The organism is Dechloromonas sp. TW-R-39-2, from assembly GCF_016864195.1.
In the GTDB taxonomy this organism is placed as follows: Bacteria; Pseudomonadota; Gammaproteobacteria; order Burkholderiales; family Rhodocyclaceae; genus Azonexus.
This window is the reverse complement of the sequence record NZ_CP045202.1, coordinates 1,839,506-1,859,199: the sequence shown is the minus strand read 5'-3', so window position 1 is coordinate 1,859,199 and position 19,694 is coordinate 1,839,506. Positions and strand designations below refer to the sequence as shown.

Here is a 19,694-nt window from a genome sequence, read left to right as displayed (position 1 = left end):
TTTTCAGGGATAATCGACATTTTTACACCCATTCGACGCCCGCCGTGAATCCGCATCTCGCCCAACTCCAGCCTTACCCCTTCGAAAAGCTGCGCGCGCTGTTCGCCGGCGTGACCCCGAACCCGCAATACAAGGAGATCAAACTCTCCATCGGCGAACCGCAACACCCGACGCCGCCTTTCATCATGGAAGCCCTGGCCAAGGGACTGAACGGCCTGGCCAACTATCCGACGACGCAAGGCATCCCGGCGCTGCGCCAGGCCATTGCCGCGTGGTGCGACCGCCGCTACGGACTGACGCTGAACGCCGAGACCGAGATTCTCCCGGTCAACGGCTCGCGCGAGGCACTTTTCTCCTTCGCCCAGACGGTGATCGATCCCAGCCGCGGTCATGTCCCGTTGGTCGTCAGCCCGAATCCGTTCTACCAGATCTACGAAGGCGCCGCCTATCTGTCCGGCGCCGAACCCCGTTTCCTGAACAATCTGCCGGACAATGATTTCGCTTTTGACTACAGCGAACTGTCGGAAGAGGAATGGGCTCGCGTCCAGTTGTTCTACGTCTGCTCGCCGGGCAACCCGACCGGCAAGGTACTGTCGCTGGCCGACTGGAAAACACTGTTCGAGCTTTCGGACAAATACGGTTTCATCATCGCCTCCGACGAGTGCTACTCGGAAATCTATTTCGACGAAGCCAACCCGCCGATCGGCGGCCTGCAGGCCGCCAAGCTGCTCGGCCGCAGCAACGAACGGCTGGTCATGTTCTCCAGCCTGTCGAAGCGCTCCAACGTGCCGGGCATGCGCTCCGGTTTCGTCGCCGGCGACGAAAAAATCATCAAGAAATTCCTGCTCTATCGCACCTATCACGGCTGTGCCATGGCCCCACCCGTGCAAACCGCCTCGGTTGCAGCCTGGAACGACGAGGCGCATGTGCTCGACAACCGCAACCAGTACCGCGAAAAGTTCGCCGCCTGCACGCCGCTGATCGGCGAAGTGCTCGGCACTGCGATGCCGGATGCCAGCTTCTACCTGTGGGCAAAAACGCCGATCGCCGATACCGAGTTCGCCCGGGGTCTGCTCGAACACTATAATGTGGTGGTTCTGCCCGGCAGCTTCCTTGCCCGTGAAATCCGGGGCGTCAATCCCGGTGCCAATTTCGTTCGTATTGCGCTGGTCGCTTCACTCGACGAGTGTCTTGAAGCCGCCGGCCGTATCCGTCAATTCGCCCAACAACTGTAATCAGAGAGAAAAACATGAGCCATCCGCTGCAAAACACCATTGATCAACTCTGGGAACGCCGCACCGAGCTGTCCCCGCAATCCGATGCCGCCACCGTTGGCGCCATCGAATCGGTCATTGCCGACCTCGACGCCGGCAAGCTGCGCGTTGCCGAAAAAATCGGCGGTGACTGGGTCACCCATCAGTGGATCAAGAAAGCCGTGCTGCTTTCCTTCCGCATCCGCGACAACCGTGTTCAGGATGGCGGCGATGTTCGCTTCTACGACAAGGTGGATACCAAGTTCCAGGGCTGGACCGAAGAGCAGTTCCGTCAGGGCGGCTTCCGCGTCGTACCGGGCACCATCGTGCGCAAGGGTTCCTACGTCGCCAAGAACGCCGTGCTGATGCCTTCCTTCGTGAACATCGGCGCCTACGTCGATGAAGCCACCATGGTCGACACCTGGGTGACCGTCGGTTCCTGCGCACAGATCGGCAAAAACGTGCACCTCTCCGGCGGCGTCGGCATCGGCGGCGTGCTTGAGCCGCTGCAGGCCAACCCGACCATCATCGAAGACAACTGCTTCATCGGCGCCCGGTCGGAAGTCGTCGAAGGCGTCATCATCGGTGAAAACTCGGTACTGTCGATGGGCGTGTACATCGGCCAGAGCACCCCGATTTACGACCGCGAAACCGGCGAAGTGACCTACGGCCGCGTGCCGCCGGGCTCCGTTGTGATCAGCGGCACCTTGCCGAAGGCCAATGGCGCCTACAGCCTGTACGCCGCGATCATCGTCAAGAAGGTTGATGCCCAGACGCGCTCCAAGACCAGCATCAACGAACTGCTGCGCCCGTAAGCGGCAGCCCAGGCCTTCGGAGGTCCAGAGATGATTCTCGACAAGCTGTTTCAGCTGATGTCGGAAAAGCAGGCGTCGGATATTTTCATATCCGCCGGCACGCCGATCCACATCAAGATTCAAGGCAATACGATGCCGATCAATCAACAGGTGATGCTGCCTGACATGATTGAGAAGATCGCCTACGAGTTGATGTCGCAGGATCAGATCAAGACCTTCGAGGCAACGATGGAGATGAATCTCTCCTTCGGCGTTCCCCAGGTTGGCAATTTCCGGGTCAATGTGTTCCGCCAGCGCGGCTCAGTCAGCATTGTTGTCCGCTTCATTCTCGGCAACATTCCTGAACTGGCTTCGCTCGGCATGCCCGGCGTGCTGACCGAACTGATCATGGAAAAGCGCGGCCTGATCCTGATCGTCGGCGCAACCGGTTCGGGCAAATCGACGACCATCGCCTCGATGCTCGATTACCGCAACGCCAACCGCAACGGCCATATCCTGACCGTTGAAGATCCGATCGAATACCTGTTCAAACACAAGAAATCGATCGTCAACCAGCGTGAAATCGGCATGGATACGATGGATTGGCACACGGCACTGAAAAACGCCATGCGCCAGGCACCGGACTGCATCCTGATCGGCGAAATCCGCGACAAGGACACCATGCAGGCGGCCATTTCCTATGCGCAAACCGGCCACCTCTGCCTCGCCACGCTGCACGCCAACAACAGCTACCACGCGCTCAACCGGATCATCAGCTTCTTCCCGGCTGAAAATCGTCCGGCGCTTTTTCTCGATCTCTCGGTCGCACTGCGCGCCATCGTTTCGCAGCGCCTGGTCAAGAAACCGGATGGCCAGCGCGTACCGAGCGCCGAGGTGATGCTCAACACCCGCCACATCAGCGAACTGATCGAGCGCGGCGAAGTCCAGGGCATCAAGGACGCCATGGAGCAAACGCTGGCGCCGGGATCGCAGACCTTCGAGCAGGATTTGTTCCGCCTTTACCACGAAGGCGTCATCACCCTCGACGAAGCTTTGGCCAATGCCGATTCGCCGACCAATCTGTCGTGGCTGATCAACAATTCCGAGATCACTTCGACCACCATCGACCAGACGATCGACACCACGCTGGAATTCGACAGCACGACGCCGAGCGGCGCTTCCTTCAAGGATTTTGCGCTCAGCCTTTCCGACTCCGACTAAAAAGACCCGATGTCCGACTCCACCCTTGAACTGCTCAAGCAGATCATGGCCTGCCCGTCCGTTACCCCGGACGACGCCGGCTGCATGACCATCATCGAAGCGCGCCTGAAGCCGCTCGGTTTTGTCATCGAATACATCAACCGCAACGGCGTGACCAATCTGTGGGCGCGACGCGGCACGAGCAAACCGCTCTTCGTCTTCGCCGGCCACACCGATGTCGTGCCGACCGGCCCGCTGGAAAAATGGACCTCGCCGCCGTTCGCTCCGGAAATCCGCGACGGCATGCTCTACGGCCGTGGCGCAGCCGACATGAAATCAGCCCTGGCCGCGATGTTGACCGCGACAGAGGCCTTTGTCGCGGCCCACCCGGATCACCCCGGCTCAATCGCCTTCCTGCTCACCTCCGATGAGGAAGGCGACGCCAACGACGGCACCATCGCCGTCATCGAAGCCCTCAAGGCTCGCGGCGAAACGCTCGATTACTGCATCATCGGCGAACCGACTTCAGTCGACACGCTCGGCGACATGATCAAGAACGGCCGGCGCGGCTCGCTCTCGGGCAAGCTGACGGTCAAGGGCATTCAGTGCCACATCGCCTACCCACACCTCGGCAAGAACCCGATCCACCACGCCGCCCCGGCTATCGCCGAACTGGCCGCAACCGAGTGGGACCAGGGCAACGAATATTTCCCGCCGACCACCTGGCAAATTTCGAATATTCACGGCGGTACCGGTGCCACCAACGTCGTGCCGGGCAGCGTCGAGATCAAGTTCAATTTTCGCTTCGCCACAGCGAGCACGGTTGAAGGCCTGCAACAGCGCCTGACCGGGATTCTCGACAAACACGGCCTGGAATACGACATCGACTGGACGCTCGGCGCCCGCCCCTTCCTGACCGGCCGTGGCCCGCTGGCCGAGGCAGCCATCGCTGCAATTCGCCAGACCTGCGGCATCGAGACTGAGCTCTCGACCACCGGCGGCACCTCTGACGGTCGTTTCATCGCCGAAATCTGCGCCCAGTTGCTTGAAATCGGCCCGGTCAACGCGACCAGCCACAAGATCGACGAATCGGTCGACATCCGTGCCCTGCCGCAACTGTCCGCCATCTACACCCACATCCTCGAACAGATTCTCGCCCAATGACCGATCCCGCCGCCCGCAGCGAACTCATCACCGTTCGCGACTACATCCGCTACGCGGTCAGCCGCTTTAATGGCGCCGGCCTGTTCTTCGGCCACGGCAGCGACAACGCCTGGGACGAAGCGGCCTATCTGACGCTGCACACACTCAACCTGCCGCTCGACCGCCTTGAACCTTTTCTCGATGCGCGCCTGCTGAGCAGCGAACGCGATGCCCTGCTCGACATTTATCGCCGCCGCTGCGAAGACCGCTTGCCGGCTGCCTACCTGACCAACGAAGCCTGGCTTGGCGAGCACCGTTTCTACGTTGACGACCGCGTCATCGTGCCGCGCTCCTTCATCGCCGAACTGCTGCTCGAACAACTGACGCCATGGATCGAAGATCCGTGGGCCATCCAGTCTGCCCTCGACCTGTGCACCGGCTCCGGCTGCCTGGCGATCCTGACCGCCCTCGCTTTCCCGGAAGCCGAGGTTGACGCGGTCGACCTGTCGGAAGATGCCCTTTCCGTGGCTGAACGTAATGTCGCCGACTACCAGTTGCAGAGCCGGCTCAATCTGATCCACTCCGACGCCTTCAGCCAACTGGCCGGCAAGCGTTACGACCTGATCGTTTCCAACCCGCCCTACGTCAATGCCGAATCGGTCGATGCGCTGCCGCCGGAATACCTGCACGAGCCGGAAATGGCACTCGGCTCAGGCGAGGATGGCCTCGATTTCACGCACATCATCCTGCGCGAAGCGAAAAAGCACCTGACGCCGGACGGCATTCTGGTCGTCGAAATCGGCCACAACCGCGACGCCCTCGAAGCCGCCTACCCGAACCTGCCCTTCATCTGGCTCGATACCGAGGCCGGCGACGAATACGTCTTCCTGCTGCGTGCCGAAGACCTGCCGAACTAAGCGGCCGGCTTGAGCAAGCTCTATGAAATGCCCAGCCCGTTCGAAATCGAAACGGGCACGGTACTGATGCTGGAACCCAACTGGGCGCGCGCCGGCGAGTTGCGCGCCCAGTTGCTCGACGAAAGCTATCCCAAGCCCTTCGTTGTCGATAACGGCAAGTCGCGTTTCCTGTACTTCAACGTCCGCCTGATGCAGAGTGAAATGTCGCTCAAGGCGCCGAACGACCTGGCGTTGCGGTACACCCAGAAAATGATGGCATTTCTGCTTTTCCACCCACGCCCGAAGCGCATCGTGCTGATCGGTCTGGGCGGTGGTTCGCTGATCAAATTCTGCTACCACCGCATGCCGGGCACGCAACTGACGGCCGTCGAACTGAACCCTGACGTGATCGCACTGCGCGACGCCTTTTCGGTCCCGCCGGACGACGCCCGGCTGCAGATTCTTGAAACCGATGGCGCTGAATTCATTGAAACGACGGAAAAAGGCATCGATGTATTGCTGGTCGATGCCTTCGACAAGACTGGTTTCGCGCCCAGCCTGGCCAATCGTCAGTTTTTCGAAAATGCCTACGAAAAACTCGCCGGCAACGGCATTCTGGTGATCAATCTGGCGGGCGAAAAAGAAACCTATGCCGGCTTGATCGGCGAGGCAATGCATGTTTTCGATGATCAGGTGATCGTCATTTCGGTGCCGGAAGATGGCAACCACATGCTCTACGCCTTCAAGGAATACTGCTTCGAGCCGCGCTGGCGCTGGCTGCACAATTACGCCAAGGAACTGCGCGCCAAGTTCGGCCTCGACTTCCCCGCCTTCGTCCAGAAAATGGAGCGCTCGACCAAACTCGGTCTGGCACGCCGGGAAGCTATTCGCGGTCGCTAGACAGAAGGCTGCGTCGCCAGTTCGCTCAAAATCGCCTGCAGCAAATGCCAGCAACGGCCGACGGATTCAATCTCGACCGCCTCACCCGGTGCATGCGCTCCACGGATAGTCGGGCCGAAGGAAACGATATCCAGCCCCGGATACTTGGCGCCGATAATGCCGCATTCCAGTCCGGCGTGAATCACCTGAACACTTGATTCTGCCTTGTACTCGCGACGATAAACTGCCTGGCAGACAGCCAGCAGCGGCGATGCCGGATTCGGCGTCCAGCCGGGGTAATAACCGCTTTTTTCGGTCGATGTCGCGGTCAACGCAAACAAACTGGCAATTTCGTCGGCCAAGGCCAGGCTGGCCGTGTCGACCAGCGAACGAACCATGAAATTGCACTCGCCGCCCTCGGCACTCAGCGCCACCATCCCCAGATTGTTCGACGTTTCGACCACTCCCGGCACCTGCTGGCTCATCCTGCGTACACCATGCGGCGCCGCGTGCAGCGAACCCAGCCAGACAGCCTGCTCGGCCACAGGCATCACGACATCGAAACGAGCTGCCTGACGGGTCAGCGACAAGCCCGCTTCAACCCCCGCCAGTTCTTCCCCCAGAACCTCTTGCAGGCGATCCAGGATGCCATCCAGGGCCATCTGCGCCTCCCGCGGCACGGCGATCAGTGCAAACGCCTCTCGCGGCAAGGCATTGCGCGCATTACCGCCCTGCAAGCCAGCCAGACGGAAAGGAATCTTGCCGGCGAGTTCGCACAATACGCGAACCAGCAACTTGATCGCATTACCGCGTTCTTCATGGATATTGACCCCGGAATGCCCACCGCGCAGGCCCCGCAAATCAATCCGGCAAGGCTCGTATCCTGCAGGCAAAGCTTCGGCCATGGCACGCCGTTCGACATTGACATCCAGGCCACCGGCACACCCCAGATAAAACTCGCCCCACACCTCGGTATCAAGATTGAGCATCAGGCTGCCCTGTAACAATTCGCTCGCCAAACCCCGGGCACCGCCCATGCCGGCTTCTTCATCGACCGTCAACAAAGCCTCGATCGGGCCATGCACCAGATCATCAGCCGCCAGAACGCCAAGAATGAGCGCCACGCCGATCCCATTGTCGGCCCCCAGGGTTGTCCCCTCCGCCTGCAACCAGCCGTCACGAATGACGGGAAGAATCGGATCACGGGAGAAATCGTGCGGCTTGTCCGCATTGTTCTGGCAAACCATATCAAGATGGGCCTGCAAGACCACGCCAGGTACCGCTTCACATCCTGCACTGGCCGCTTTGCGGATAATCAGGTTGCCAGCCTCGTCGACCGTGGCAACCAGTCCAAGGCTATTCGCCCACTGCTGAAGATACTCGCGCAACACGGCTTCATGCTTGGAGGCCCGGGGAATGGCACACAAGGTGGCAAAGTGGGACCAGACAGCAATCGGTTGCAAGCCGGAAAACACGGCAGCAGGGCTAAACGGGGACATGCAGTACTCCAAAGAAAAAACTCCCTGGCGTTTTTGGACGTTCGGGGAAATCAGGAAAAAAACGGCGGCAACGCTGACCTGCTGCACCCAATAAACAGAAAACGGTGCATTGCAGGGGATATGAAAATCAACTAACCTCCGACGACAAATGAATAAGGGAGCAAAACAATGAAACGGGCTTTGCTTACTGCAACAGCTATTACCATGTTCACAACAGGCTGCGCGACTGTAATTTCAGGCTCTACACAGACAGTCCAGATCAAGGCACCGGAAGGGGCGAAAATCGCAGTTCTTGACAATAATGGCCGGCCTGCAGCATCAGGCGTCACTGAACTCACCGCTGATTTGCCAAGAGGTACGGGATATTGGCGGGCAGCCGGCTATCAGGTCAAGGTTTCTCAGCCGGGGTACAAAGCCAAGTCGGTCGACATCCTCCCCGCCTTCAATCCCTGGTATCTGCTGACTTTGACACCATACATCGGCATCATCGGGGGATTGATCGTCGACCCGCTGTCAGGTGCTTTTTACACCTTCGACAAAGATCGACTGGATATCACGCTTGATCCGGTCAGTAACAACGTTGAGCTTGCCAACCGGATATACGAAGCCGAACAGCAAGCCAAAACGTACCCGGTTTCCCGCCATGACTACACCGCCAGGCAAGCAGCAAAGGCCGCAGGATGCCTCCCATTGGCGTCCCCGAAGGTCGACAACTACAACACCGCTTCTGAAAGACTGACGTTCCAGTGCGTCGATGGCAAAAATCTAGCACTGACCTGCTCCGGCTATACCGGCTGTGTGACCGCCAGCCACTAGCGAACCGCAGCCCAAGGCTGCCAAACCGGAGGCAGAAATGAAAATGGCCCTCATTGCTGAGGGCCATTTGAATTCTTGGGGCGACTGATGGGGCTCGAACCCACGACAACCGGAATCACAATCCGGGACTCTACCAACTGAGCTACAGCCGCCGCTGCAGGAAGGCGCGCATTTTACGAAGGATTGGCGATCCTGTCTACACCTTATTTCGAATATTCTTCTATCAGCCTCAATCTGCATGCGCCTGATCGCACTTTGATCCACCGTGATAGAATTGACAGCTTTATTTTTCGGCTCTGTAGTCACAAGGAATTCTCATGGAAGCAACCACTGCACAAGCTAACGAACTCGAACGCCGCGTCGACCTCTCCATCGCCATTGCCGATGTCGAGAAGGAAATGGAACAGCGCATCAAGCGCATGAGCAAGAACATGAAGGTTCCCGGCTTCCGTCCGGGCAAGGTGCCGTTCAGCATCGCCAAGCAGCAGTACGGCGACCAGGCTCGCCACGAAATTCTTTCCGAGCACCTGGATCGCGTTTTCGGTGAAACCGTAACCGCCCAGAAAATGCGCGTTGCCGGTTACCCGCGCATCGAGCCGAAGGCTACCGAAAGCACCACCGCTCTCGAATTCACCGCCATTTTCGAGGTTTATCCGGAATTCACCCCGGGCGACCTGTCGACCGCGGAAATCGAACGTCCGGTTCTCGAAGTCGGCGCCACCGAAATCGAGCAGACGCTGGACATCCTGCGCAAGCAGCGCGTCACCTACGTTGATGCCGACCGCGCCGCCGCCAAGGAAGACCGCGTCGTGATCGATTTCCTCGGCAAGAAGGACGGTGAGCCGTTCCAGGGCGGCCAGGCAACCGACTATCCGTTCGTTCTGGGCCAGGGCCAGATGCTGCCGGACTTCGAGAACGCCGTTGAAGGCACCAAGGTTGGCGAAACCAAGACGTTCGATCTGGCTTTCCCGGAAGATTATTTTGCCAAGGACCTGGCCGGCCAGACCGTTCAGTTCGAAATCACTGTCAAGCAGGTTCAGGCGCCGACGCTGCCGGAACTCGATGCCGAGTTCGCAACCGGCATGGGCATTGCCGACGGCGATGTGGCCAAGATGAAGGCTGAAATCGAAGCCAACCTGAAGCGTGAAGTGAAGCGCCGCATCGAAGCCAAGACCAAGGATCAGGTCATGGAAGCCCTGCTCACGGCCAACCCGATCACCGTACCGACCTCCCTGGTCGACATGGAAATCCAGCGCCTGATGCAAGCAGCCCGCCAGGACATGGAACAACGCGGCATGAAGAACAAGGATTTCCCGATCCAGCCGGAATGGTTTGCTGACCAGGCCAAGCGCCGCGTCACGCTCGGCCTGATCCTGGCTGAAGTGGTCAAGTCCGAAAAGCTGCAGGCCACCCCGGAACAGGTTCGCGCCATGGTCGAAGAAACCGCCCAGAGCTACGAGCATCCGGAAGAAGTCATCCGCTGGTACTACGCCCAACCGCAGCGCCTCGGCGATGTTGAAGGCGTAGCCATCGAAAACAACGTTGTCGCCTGGGTTCTGGAAAAAGCCAAGGTTACCGACAAGGCTGCCGTTTTTGATGAACTGATGGGTCAGAAGCAGTAATCTGACTGCCTGCCGCTCCGGCGGCAGGCATCTCCCATGCACAACGCAACAAAGCAACGAACAAGGGCTGACATGAATATCGACAACGCAAGCAACTGGGATCCGCAGGCACTCGGCCTCGTCCCGATGGTGGTTGAACAGAGCGGACGCGGCGAACGTGCGTACGACATCTATTCGCGCCTGCTGAAGGAGCGCGTGATTTTCCTGGTTGGTCCGGTCAACGACGCCAGCGCCAATCTGGTTGTCGCCCAATTGCTGTTCCTTGAAGCGGAAAATCCGGACAAGGACATTTATTTCTACATCAACTCACCGGGCGGATCGGTCACTGCCGGCATGTCGATCTACGACACCATGCAGTTCATCAAGCCGGACGTCTCGACCCTGTGCATCGGCCAGGCATGTTCGATGGGTGCCTTCCTGCTCAACGCCGGCGCCAAGGGCAAGCGCTTTGCGCTCCCCAACTCACGCGTGATGATCCATCAGCCACTCGGTGGCTTCCAGGGCCAGGCCTCGGACATTGCCATCCACGCCAAGGAAATTCTTTCCATCCGCGACCGTTTGAACCGGATCATGGCCGAACACAGCGGTCAACCGCTCGAACGGATCGAAAAGGATACCGACCGCGACAATTTCCTTTCTGCCGAAGACGCTGCAGAATATGGATTGATCGACAAAGTTTTGACCCGCCGCGAAGCGGCTTAATGATTAGAGGTTCAGATGTCTAAAGGCGGCCAGGAAAAACTGCTCTACTGCTCCTTCTGCGGCAAAAGCCAGCACGAAGTCAAAAAGCTCATCGCCGGCCCGTCGGTGTTCATCTGTGACGAGTGCATTGCACTCTGCAACGATATCATCCGTGACGAGTTGCCCGAAGAAGCCGCCAAGGCAGGTCGTTCAGACCTGCCGACGCCGCGTGAAATCTGCTCGATTCTCGACCAGTATGTAATTGGCCAGGAAGTTGCCAAGCGCATTCTTGCCGTGGCTGTATACAACCATTACAAACGCCTTCGCCACACGGCAGCCCATGCCGGCGAAGTCGAACTCTCGAAGAGCAACATTCTGCTTGTCGGCCCGACCGGTTCCGGCAAGACACTGCTCGCCCAGACACTCGCTCGCCTGCTCAACGTTCCTTTCGTGATGGCCGATGCCACCACACTGACCGAAGCGGGCTACGTTGGCGAAGACGTCGAAAACATTATCCAGAAGCTGCTGCAAAAGTGCGATTACGACATCGAAAAAGCACAGCAAGGCATCGTGTACATCGACGAAATCGACAAGATTTCCCGCAAGTCCGACAACCCCTCGATCACCCGCGACGTTTCGGGCGAAGGTGTTCAGCAGGCACTGCTCAAGCTGATTGAAGGCACCGTTGCCTCGATTCCGCCACAAGGTGGTCGCAAGCATCCGAACCAGGATTTTGTCCAGGTCGACACGACCAACATCCTGTTCATTTGTGGTGGCGCATTTGCCGGCCTCGAAAAAATCATTCTCAACCGCTCGGAACGCGGCGGCATCGGTTTTGGTGCCGAAGTGAAAAGCAAGGACGACAAGAAGGCTGTCGGCCAGGTTTTGCTTGATGCCGAACCGGAAGACTTGATCAAGTTCGGTCTCATCCCCGAACTGATCGGCCGCCTGCCCGTCGTCGCCACGCTGCAGGAACTTGAAGAGCCGGCACTGATCCAGATTCTCACCGAACCCAAGAACGCACTGGTCAAGCAATACCAGAAGCTGTTCGGCATGGAAGACGTGGAACTCGAAATTCGCCCGGGCGCCCTTTCTGCCATCGCCAAGAAGGCGCTGCAAAGAAAGACTGGCGCACGCGGCCTGCGTTCGATCATCGAACATGCCCTGCTTGATACCATGTACGAACTTCCCGGCATGGAGAATGTCGAAAAGGTCGTCATCGATGAGAACATGATCTCCGGCGACACCCCGCCGCTGCTCATTTACGCCGATCAGCCAAAGGTTTCCGGCTCTAACTGAGCCGGGACTTGAATTGCGGTTTCCCGCCCCCACGTAGGGGGCACATACCTATTTCAAAGGCATCGTAATGTCGAACCCCAACTCGCTCCCGGAAACCGTCGAACTGCCGCTGCTGCCATTGCGCGATGTCGTCGTCTTTCCGCATATGGTCATCCCCCTTTTCGTCGGCCGCCCCAAGTCGATCAAGGCCCTCGAAATGGCCATGGAAAGCGGCAAGAACATCCTGCTGGTAGCCCAGAAATCAGCCGCCAAGGATGAACCTGAACCCGAAGACCTGTACCGCATCGGCTGCCTGGCCAATATTCTGCAGATGCTCAAACTGCCGGACGGCACTGTCAAGGTGCTGGTCGAAGGCACTCAGCGCGCCCGCGTCGAAGCCATCGAAGTGCAATCTTCGGTCTTCATCGCCACCGCCCAGCCGTTGCCGCAACCGGGCGTCGAAGATCACGAAATCGAGGCGATGCGCCGCGCCGTGGTCGCCCAGTTTGATCAGTTCGTCAAACTGAACAAGAAAATTCCGCCGGAGGTTCTCTCCTCCATCGCCGGGATCGAGGACGCCGGCCGCCTGGCTGACACCATTGCCGCCCACCTGCCGCTCAAGCTTGAGCAGAAGCAGGAAGTACTGGAAATGGACAGCATCCGCGAACGCATCGACCGCCTGCTGTCACAACTCGAATCCGAAATCGACATCCTGCAGGTTGAAAAGCGTATCCGTGGCCGCGTCAAGCGCCAGATGGAGAAGAGCCAGCGCGAGTACTACCTGAACGAACAGGTCAAGGCCATCCAGAAGGAACTCGGCGAAGGCGAAGAAGGTGCCGACCTCGAAGAACTGGACAAAAAAATCAAGGCCGCCGGCATGAGCAAGGAAGGTCTGGCCAAGGCACAGGGCGAGCTGAAGAAGCTGCGTCTGATGTCGCCGATGTCAGCCGAAGCTACCGTTGTCCGCAACTTCATCGAAACCCTGATCGGCTTGCCGTGGCGCAAGAAAACGCGCATCAGCAAGGACCTGCGCGAAGCCGAGAAGGTGCTTGATGCCGACCATTTTGGTCTGGACAAGGTCAAGGAACGCATTCTCGAATACCTCGCAGTGCAACAGCGCGTCGACAAGGTCAAAGCGCCGATCCTCTGCCTCGTCGGGCCTCCCGGCGTCGGCAAGACCTCGCTGGGCCAGTCGATTGCCAAGGCAACGAACCGTAAGTTCGTTCGCATGGCGCTCGGTGGCGTGCGTGATGAGGCCGAGATTCGCGGCCACCGTCGTACCTATATTGGTTCGATGCCGGGCAAGATCCTGCAAAGCCTGACCAAGGTTGGCGTACGCAATCCGCTCTTCCTGCTCGACGAAGTGGACAAGCTCGGCCAGGATTTCCGTGGCGACCCCTCTTCCGCCCTGCTCGAAGTGCTCGATCCGGAACAGAACAACACCTTCCAGGATCATTATGTCGAGGTCGATTTCGACCTCTCCGACGTCATGTTCGTGGCAACCGCCAATACGATGAACATTCCGGCTCCGTTGCTCGACCGGATGGAAGTCATTCGCCTCTCCGGCTACACGGAAGACGAAAAGGTCAATATCGCCATGCGCTATCTGCTACCCAAGCAGATGAAGAACAATGGTGTGAAGGTTTCCGAGTTGACCGTGGCAGACACGGCTGTCCGCGATATCGTCCGCTACTACACCCGCGAAGCCGGCGTGCGGGCCCTTGAGCGTGAAATCTCGAAGATCTGCCGCAAAGTGGTCAAGACCTTGCTGCTCAAGAAGCGGGATAGCAAGATGATCGTGAACGCAAAGAATCTCGACAAATTCCTCGGGGTGCATCGCTACTCCTTCGGCATGGCCGAGAAGGAAAACCAGGTGGGTCAGGTTACCGGCCTGGCCTGGACTGAGGTTGGCGGCGAGCTGCTCACCATCGAATGCGCCAACATGCCCGGCAAGGGCAATATCCTGCGTACCGGTTCACTCGGCGACGTGATGAAGGAATCGGTAGAAGCAGCCCGCTCCGTCGTTCGTGCCCGCGCCCGTCGTCTGGGTATCAAGGATGAAACCTTCGAAAAGACGGATATCCATATTCACGTTCCCGAAGGCGCCACCCCGAAGGATGGCCCTTCAGCCGGCATTGCAATGACTACGGCGCTGGTCTCTTCTTATACTGGCATTCCGGTCCGCTGCGATGTTTGCATGACGGGTGAAATCACCTTGCGTGGCGAAGTACTGGCCATTGGCGGCTTGAAAGAAAAGCTTCTTGCAGCGATTCGTGGCGGCGTCAAAATTGCCCTGATTCCGGAAGAGAACGCCAAAGATCTCACCGAAATGCCTGAAAACATCAAGAACAAGATCGAAATCATTCCCGTCAAATGGATCGATCAGGTCCTTGAACGGGCGCTGGAACGGATGCCGGACGCACTCCCTGAGCCGTCGGCCGAAGATGCCGCGGTAAAGGCCGCAAGCGAGCCCGCCGCAGCAAAGGCTCTCCTTACTCATTGATTTACAAGGAATGCATGCTGTCACAATGGCGACAGCATGCTACCAGCCTACATACCGAGCCGGAAATCCGGCGAAAATCCGCTTGACACAAGGATTTCGCCAGAGATATAAATCCGTCCTCACTAAAATTCTGCTGTTTAAATTCATCCACCTAGGGGACCTAAATGAACAAGACTGAACTGATCGATCAAATCGCTGCATCCGCTGACATTTCCAAGGCTGCTGCCGGCCGCGCGCTCGACGCTACCGTCGAAGCCGTCAAGGCTGCCCTGAAGGCCGGCGACACCGTCAGCCTGATTGGCTTCGGTACGTTCTACGTCGGCGAACGCGCCGCCCGCACCGGTCGCAACCCGCGCACCGGCAAGACCCTTGAAATCAAGGCCGCCAAGTCGCCGAAATTCCGCGCTGGCAAGGGTCTGAAAGACGCCATCAACTAATATTGTTGATAACGTGACGCTCATACACTAGTGCGCAGCCCTTACGGGTAATGCCGGCATGTATGGCACACCAGAAATAACATCAACCCCGCTCCCGCAGCGGGGTTTTTGTTGAGACAATAGCAATATGCTAAATATCTCAAACTGCGAAGATCAAGATAAGACGGGTGCAGCACTGAAAGCACAGCGCTTCCAGATGCTTGAAGATATTGCCGCCGAACTGGGTGGGGAAGTCATTTTTCCAACACACTTTGATGCTGTGCTCCGTTTGCGCAAGGTCCTGCAAGACCCCAATCAAACGATTGGCAGCATCGCAGCCGTTGTCTCCCTGGAACCACTGATCAGCGCCAAACTTCTGCATCTGGCCAACTCGGTGGCACTGAATCCGGAAGGTCGGGAAGTATTTGACATCAAGTCAGCCATTGCGCGACTTGGCATAAACACAGTCAGAACAGCGGCCATGTCGATCGTCATGCACCAGTTGTTACGAGCCAAGGGGATGGCCGAGTTCACGGAAATCACTCGCCTGCTCTGGGATCACTCGATTCAGACTGCGGCGGCGGCTCGCATCATTGCCCGCCACACGACAAAACTGAATCCTGACGAGGCCATGCTGGCAGGCCTGATACATGACCTGGGTGCGTTTTACATGCTGTACCGGGCAACTCAATATGAAGAATTGCGTCACCGCCCGGAAAGTGTCAAATACCTGATCATCCAGTGGCATGAAAGCATTGGCGTATCGCTACTCAATGCCCTGGGCATTCCACAGGAAATTGTCCTGGCGACAGAAGACCACGACCAGGTTCGCCCTCTCCCCTGCCCCATCCGCACACTGACTGACGTACTCTACGTTGCCAATATGCTGGCTGGTGGCCACTTTGAATGGTTGATGCAGGAGCAGGCAGAGGACAGCCCGGAACTCATCCTCCTGCGTGAGACATACGGCCACCTTCAGCCGGAAATTGATGCCCTGGCGGCTGAAATGCGCTCGGGAATAGCCTGACCCGCTTACTCCTTGCGCCCGTAGCCTGTCTTGACCTGAGTCGAAGCCAGCACACCCCGCAAAATATTGACCTCATCCTTTTCAAGACGGACTCGTCCAAACAAGCGACGAATTTTTGGCATCAGTCGCCCGGGCTGCAAAGGATTGTAGAAACCCGTAGTGATCATGACTGATTCAAGATGGCCGAAAAACCCCTCGACCTCATCGTTGGTTGCAACCGGCGAGGTAAAAGGCGTAACGCCCTGGGCGACAACGGGTGGTTTCTCGGCAAAAGCACTCATCCGGCACTCATAACAAAGTACTTGAACGGCAGATCCCAGATTCAGCGAACTGAAATCCGGATTGGTCGGAATGGTCACGGCAGCCTGGCAGTGAAATATTTCATCGTTGGTCAGACCCATCGTTTCATTGCCAAAGACCAGCGCGACATCGCCCTCACCAGCCTCCTGCAGCAAACGTGCAACCGTTTCACGCGGCGCCCCGATACTCGGCCCCAAATCGCGCTGGCGAGCCGACAGCGCCACGGCGAAGACGGTTCCGACCAGAGCCTCGCTCAGGGTTTCGGTGATTTTGGCGGCCTGCAGGACGTCGACCGCGCCAGTGGCCCGAGTATCGGCCTCTGGATCAGGAAACTGCTTTGGTGCCACCAGATACAAATTCGAAAGCCCCATTGTTTTCATGGCGCGGGCTGCAGCGCCGATATTGCCAGGGTGACTCGGGCGACACAGCACGACTCTGATACGCGAAAGCAGCAGTTCGGGGTTCATAGTGTAAAATTCAGTCTTTCAAATATAAATCGGGTGGCTCTGGCCGCCCGTTAGCTCTTTAAGCCCATGCATCCAGCCCTTAATATTGCCGTCAAGGCCGCGCGTCGCGCCGGCCAGATCATCAACCGCGCTTCCAATGACCTGGATTTACTCAAGGTCACAGCCAAGCAGCCAAACGATTTCGTCACCGAAGTCGACAAGGCTGCGGAAGCTGCGATCATCGAAATCCTGCAGGAAGCCTATCCGAGCTACGGCATTCTAGCAGAGGAGTCCGGCCAGTCTGCCGGCAAGGGCGGCGATGAATCGGAATACCAGTGGATCATCGATCCGCTTGATGGCACAACCAACTTTATCCATGGTTTGCCGCAATACGCGGTTTCAATTGCCCTGGCCAAAGGCAACACTGTTGAACAAGCCGTTGTTTTCGATCCGAACCGCAATGAACTGTTTACGGCCAGCAAGGGCGCTGGCGCCTTCCTCAATGAGCGCCGGATTCGTGTTTCGAAGCGGCTCAAGCTCCAGGATGCACTGATCGGCACAGGTTTCCCCTACCGTTCATTCGAGCACATCGACACCTACATCGCCATCTTCAAGGATCTTTGCCAAAAAACAGCCGGCCAGCGCCGTCCGGGCGCAGCATCGCTCGACCTGGCCAACGTCGCCTGCGGCCGCTACGATGGCTTCTGGGAATTCGGCCTGTCTCCCTGGGACATGGCTGCCGGCGCACTGCTCATCTCCGAAGCTGGCGGTTTGGTCAGCGACCTGCGGGGCGACGCCAACTATCTGGACACAGGCAACCTTATTGCTGGCACGCCGAAAGTATTCGCCCCCCTGCTTAATCTGATCCAGGAAAAACTGCCAGCCTCTGTGCGCGGCTGAGTTTTACCTCCCCAGAAAAAAGCGCCCCGCGGGGCGCTTTTTTATTGCGCACAACAACCATCACCACGCAACTCAGTCCTTGAATGCCTTGTGGCAATCGCGACAGGTTTCGTGCACAGACTCGTAAGCCTGGGTCACCAATTTCACATCACCGCCATCGGTCGCTTTTAGCAGTCGATCCGATGCCTCAAAAAAAGCCTGGCGCTTGGTCTCGAACAATGCCGGTTCAGCCCAGACGCGACCCTTCGCATGACTCGGCGGATAATTGGTATCGGGGCCGAAATGCTGCCATGGCAGATCCCTCACTGCGACCAACTCCTTGGCATGAGCAGAAAACTGGGCAACGTCATATTGCCCCTTGCGCAACTTGACCCCCATCGGTTCGAAAGCACGCAGCATTTTTGCAAAAGCAGCCCGCCTGCTCGCCACCGGTTTACCGGGACGGTTATCTTCCGGCTCGCCACACGCTGCGACGAACAGCAGAGCCAGTACAAACATCACAATATTTTTATGGCGCATCAGGCTACCCATTCGATCAGAGGGTGCGATTATCAACCAAAAACAGATCGATACCGATAGCACTTTCACAGGAAGCCAAGCCTCGTGCTATGTTACGAATGCATCAACTCAATGATCTGCCCCAGAAATGCCAACCAAAAAACAACTCATTGATATCATTAAAATCCAGACCGAAATTGTGAAATTGGGGCTGGATGTCGGACAAGTCATGTCGCTGGTCGTTGATAAAACGGCCAAACTGCTCGGTGTCGACGGCGCCGCCGTTGAGCTGGTCGATGGCGAGGAAATGGTCTATGAAGCCGCAGCGGGCATTGCTGCCCCGCAGATAGGCTTGCGCCTGAAACGCAACGCAAGCATCTCCGGGCTCTGTATCGAGAAGCAAAGCCCACTGATTTGCAACGATTCAGAAACCGACTCCAGAGTTAACCGTGATGCCTGCAGACAGGTCGGATTACGCTCTTTACTGGTGATTCCGCTGATTCACTGTGGCGAAGCAGTCGGTGTCCTGAAAGCAATGTCCGCCAAGCGCAACAGTTTTTCCGAAGAGGATGTGGTCTTGCTCGGACTGTTGGCCGAATTGATTGCCGCATCGATGTACTTTGCTGCCTTGTACGATGAAAACGAGCTATTTCACAAGGCCACGCACGATTCAATGACTGGCCTGGCAAATCGCGGCCTGTTCATCGATCATCTGCGCAACGCCATTGCTCGCAGCAGACGGGACGGACACGCCTCCGGTGTTCTGATGATTGACATGAACTCGCTCAAGAAAATCAATGACCAGCACGGCCACCGATCCGGAGACGCCGTCCTGATCGAATTTGCAAAACGCATCCAATCCTGCGCCCGCACCTCCGATACCGTGGCACGACTGGGCGGCGACGAATTTGGTGTCGTATTGACATCAGTGGAGTCTGAAGAAAAACTAGATATGGCGATCGGGCGGTTTTATCACGAGATCAAAAAAGAGCCCTTCGAGTTCAACGGGCAGCAATACGACCTGAGTGCCAGCATCGGAGCTGCCTATATCCCCAAGGAAGGAAACGACGCACTGGAACTGCTTGAACTGGCCGACCAGCGCATGTACTCGGTCAAACAGAAGCACCATGCAAACTCGTTGAATCGGTAAGCAGAAATGAAAAACGGCCCTGAAGGGCCGTTTTTCATTTGTCTTGGCGGAGCAGGCGGGATTCGAACCCGCGGTGGGCTATTAACCCACACACGCTTTCCAGGCGTGCGACTTAAACCACTCATCCACCGCTCCAAGAGGCGCGCATTGTAGCAGGAGTTTGGGTTTGGTCAAATGAATTTTCGCAAAATGGCCAATCCAAGCCAGATTGCGAATAAAACCAGGAAGCAGAAAACAGCGACCAGGGGTTCACTCAGCGCCCGGGGCAGGAATATCCGGGCCACTTTTCTGGGTGCTGCGGTCAACAGCGAAAATAGTCGGTAAATTGGATTTACCCCTCGCCGATGCCCTAGTAGCACATACATGGCAGCCTGTGCCAGCAAGCACAGGCCC

18 protein-coding genes and 2 tRNA genes are annotated in these 19,694 nt (G+C 57.7%); 15 read left to right on the top strand and 5 right to left on the bottom strand.

Annotated elements, in window-relative coordinates; all coding sequences use genetic code 11:
* Positions 1–44: 44 nt before the first annotated feature.
* Genes dapC through GBK02_RS08755 form a run of 6 tightly spaced genes read left to right on the top strand, consistent with a single transcriptional unit; the run spans position 45 to position 6,186 of the window.
* On the top strand, positions 45–1,235 hold the full coding sequence (gene dapC, locus GBK02_RS08780; RefSeq protein ID WP_203466305.1) for a succinyldiaminopimelate transaminase: 1,191 nt from the start codon (positions 45–47) through the stop codon (positions 1,233–1,235).
* A 14-nt stretch (positions 1,236–1,249) separates the two neighbouring features.
* Complete coding sequence (gene dapD, locus GBK02_RS08775; RefSeq protein ID WP_203466304.1) at positions 1,250–2,068, top strand: 2,3,4,5-tetrahydropyridine-2,6-dicarboxylate N-succinyltransferase; 819 nt, start codon at positions 1,250–1,252, stop codon at positions 2,066–2,068.
* A gap of 30 nt (positions 2,069–2,098) precedes the next feature.
* The gene (locus GBK02_RS08770) at positions 2,099–3,268 is read left to right on the top strand and encodes a PilT/PilU family type 4a pilus ATPase (protein ID WP_203466303.1); all 1,170 of its coding nucleotides are present in this window, start codon (positions 2,099–2,101) and stop codon (positions 3,266–3,268) included.
* 9 nt (positions 3,269–3,277) lie between these two features.
* Positions 3,278–4,411, top strand: a complete 1,134-nt coding sequence (gene dapE, locus GBK02_RS08765; protein ID WP_203466302.1) for a succinyl-diaminopimelate desuccinylase — start codon at positions 3,278–3,280, stop codon at positions 4,409–4,411.
* Positions 4,408–5,307: a 50S ribosomal protein L3 N(5)-glutamine methyltransferase gene (gene prmB, locus GBK02_RS08760; protein ID WP_203466301.1), complete on the top strand. Its 900-nt coding sequence runs from the start codon at positions 4,408–4,410 to the stop codon at positions 5,305–5,307. The genes dapE and prmB overlap by 4 nt, the downstream gene beginning before the upstream one ends.
* 9 nt (positions 5,308–5,316) lie before the next feature.
* Positions 5,317–6,186 carry a spermidine synthase-like protein gene (locus GBK02_RS08755; protein ID WP_203466300.1) on the top strand — a complete coding sequence of 290 codons (870 nt, stop codon included), beginning with the start codon at positions 5,317–5,319 and terminating at the stop codon, positions 6,184–6,186.
* On the opposite strand, the gene GBK02_RS08750 is transcribed toward GBK02_RS08755, so the two are convergent.
* The gene (locus GBK02_RS08750; RefSeq protein WP_203466299.1) at positions 6,183–7,664 is read right to left on the bottom strand and encodes an aminoacyl-histidine dipeptidase; all 1,482 of its coding nucleotides are present in this window, start codon (positions 7,662–7,664) and stop codon (positions 6,183–6,185) included. The two genes, GBK02_RS08755 and GBK02_RS08750, sit on opposite strands and share 4 nt — an antisense overlap.
* A 168-nt stretch (positions 7,665–7,832) precedes the next feature.
* Here GBK02_RS08750 and GBK02_RS08745 point away from each other — a divergent pair, with 168 nt between their 5' ends.
* Positions 7,833–8,480, top strand: coding sequence for a hypothetical protein (locus GBK02_RS08745; RefSeq protein WP_203466298.1), 648 nt, complete (start codon positions 7,833–7,835; stop codon positions 8,478–8,480).
* Between the two features lie 76 nt (positions 8,481–8,556).
* Here GBK02_RS08745 and GBK02_RS08740 read toward each other — a convergent pair.
* A tRNA-His gene (locus GBK02_RS08740) sits at positions 8,557–8,632 on the bottom strand.
* 165 nt (positions 8,633–8,797) lie between these two features.
* Between GBK02_RS08740 and tig the strand changes: the two genes are divergently transcribed.
* From tig to GBK02_RS08710, 6 genes are all read left to right on the top strand, one after another.
* Positions 8,798–10,102, top strand: coding sequence for a trigger factor (gene tig, locus GBK02_RS08735; RefSeq protein ID WP_203466297.1), 1,305 nt, complete (start codon positions 8,798–8,800; stop codon positions 10,100–10,102).
* A gap of 72 nt (positions 10,103–10,174) precedes the next feature.
* Positions 10,175–10,804, top strand: coding sequence for an ATP-dependent Clp endopeptidase proteolytic subunit ClpP (gene clpP / locus GBK02_RS08730; RefSeq protein ID WP_203466296.1), 630 nt, complete (start codon positions 10,175–10,177; stop codon positions 10,802–10,804).
* 15 nt (positions 10,805–10,819) lie between these two features.
* On the top strand, positions 10,820–12,082 hold the full coding sequence (clpX, locus tag GBK02_RS08725) for an ATP-dependent Clp protease ATP-binding subunit ClpX (protein ID WP_203466295.1): 1,263 nt from the start codon (positions 10,820–10,822) through the stop codon (positions 12,080–12,082).
* A gap of 67 nt (positions 12,083–12,149) precedes the next feature.
* A complete protein-coding gene (gene lon / locus GBK02_RS08720) occupies positions 12,150–14,564 on the top strand; it encodes an endopeptidase La (RefSeq protein ID WP_203466294.1) in 2,415 nt (804 codons plus the stop codon).
* A gap of 164 nt (positions 14,565–14,728) precedes the next feature.
* Positions 14,729–15,001, top strand: coding sequence for an HU family DNA-binding protein (locus GBK02_RS08715; RefSeq protein WP_203466293.1), 273 nt, complete (start codon positions 14,729–14,731; stop codon positions 14,999–15,001).
* 127 nt (positions 15,002–15,128) lie between these two features.
* On the top strand, positions 15,129–16,007 hold the full coding sequence (locus tag GBK02_RS08710; RefSeq protein ID WP_203466292.1) for an HDOD domain-containing protein: 879 nt from the start codon (positions 15,129–15,131) through the stop codon (positions 16,005–16,007).
* A gap of 5 nt (positions 16,008–16,012) precedes the next feature.
* Here the strand turns inward: GBK02_RS08710 and GBK02_RS08705 are convergent, their stop codons facing one another.
* The gene (locus GBK02_RS08705) at positions 16,013–16,774 is read right to left on the bottom strand and encodes an RNA methyltransferase (protein ID WP_203466291.1); all 762 of its coding nucleotides are present in this window, start codon (positions 16,772–16,774) and stop codon (positions 16,013–16,015) included.
* 66 nt (positions 16,775–16,840) lie between these two features.
* Between GBK02_RS08705 and GBK02_RS08700 the strand changes: the two genes are divergently transcribed.
* A complete protein-coding gene (locus GBK02_RS08700) occupies positions 16,841–17,653 on the top strand; it encodes an inositol monophosphatase family protein (RefSeq protein WP_203466290.1) in 813 nt (270 codons plus the stop codon).
* Positions 17,654–17,725: 72 nt separating this feature from the next.
* On the opposite strand, the gene GBK02_RS08695 is transcribed toward GBK02_RS08700, so the two are convergent.
* Positions 17,726–18,172 carry a cytochrome c gene (locus GBK02_RS08695; RefSeq protein WP_239002954.1) on the bottom strand — a complete coding sequence of 149 codons (447 nt, stop codon included), beginning with the start codon at positions 18,170–18,172 and terminating at the stop codon, positions 17,726–17,728.
* 127 nt (positions 18,173–18,299) lie between these two features.
* Here GBK02_RS08695 and GBK02_RS08690 point away from each other — a divergent pair, with 127 nt between their 5' ends.
* Positions 18,300–19,301: a diguanylate cyclase domain-containing protein gene (locus tag GBK02_RS08690; protein WP_256435904.1), complete on the top strand. Its 1,002-nt coding sequence runs from the start codon at positions 18,300–18,302 to the stop codon at positions 19,299–19,301.
* Between the two features lie 44 nt (positions 19,302–19,345).
* On the opposite strand, the gene GBK02_RS08685 is transcribed toward GBK02_RS08690, so the two are convergent.
* Positions 19,346–19,436, bottom strand: a tRNA-Ser gene (locus GBK02_RS08685).
* Positions 19,437–19,694 lie beyond the last annotated feature (258 nt).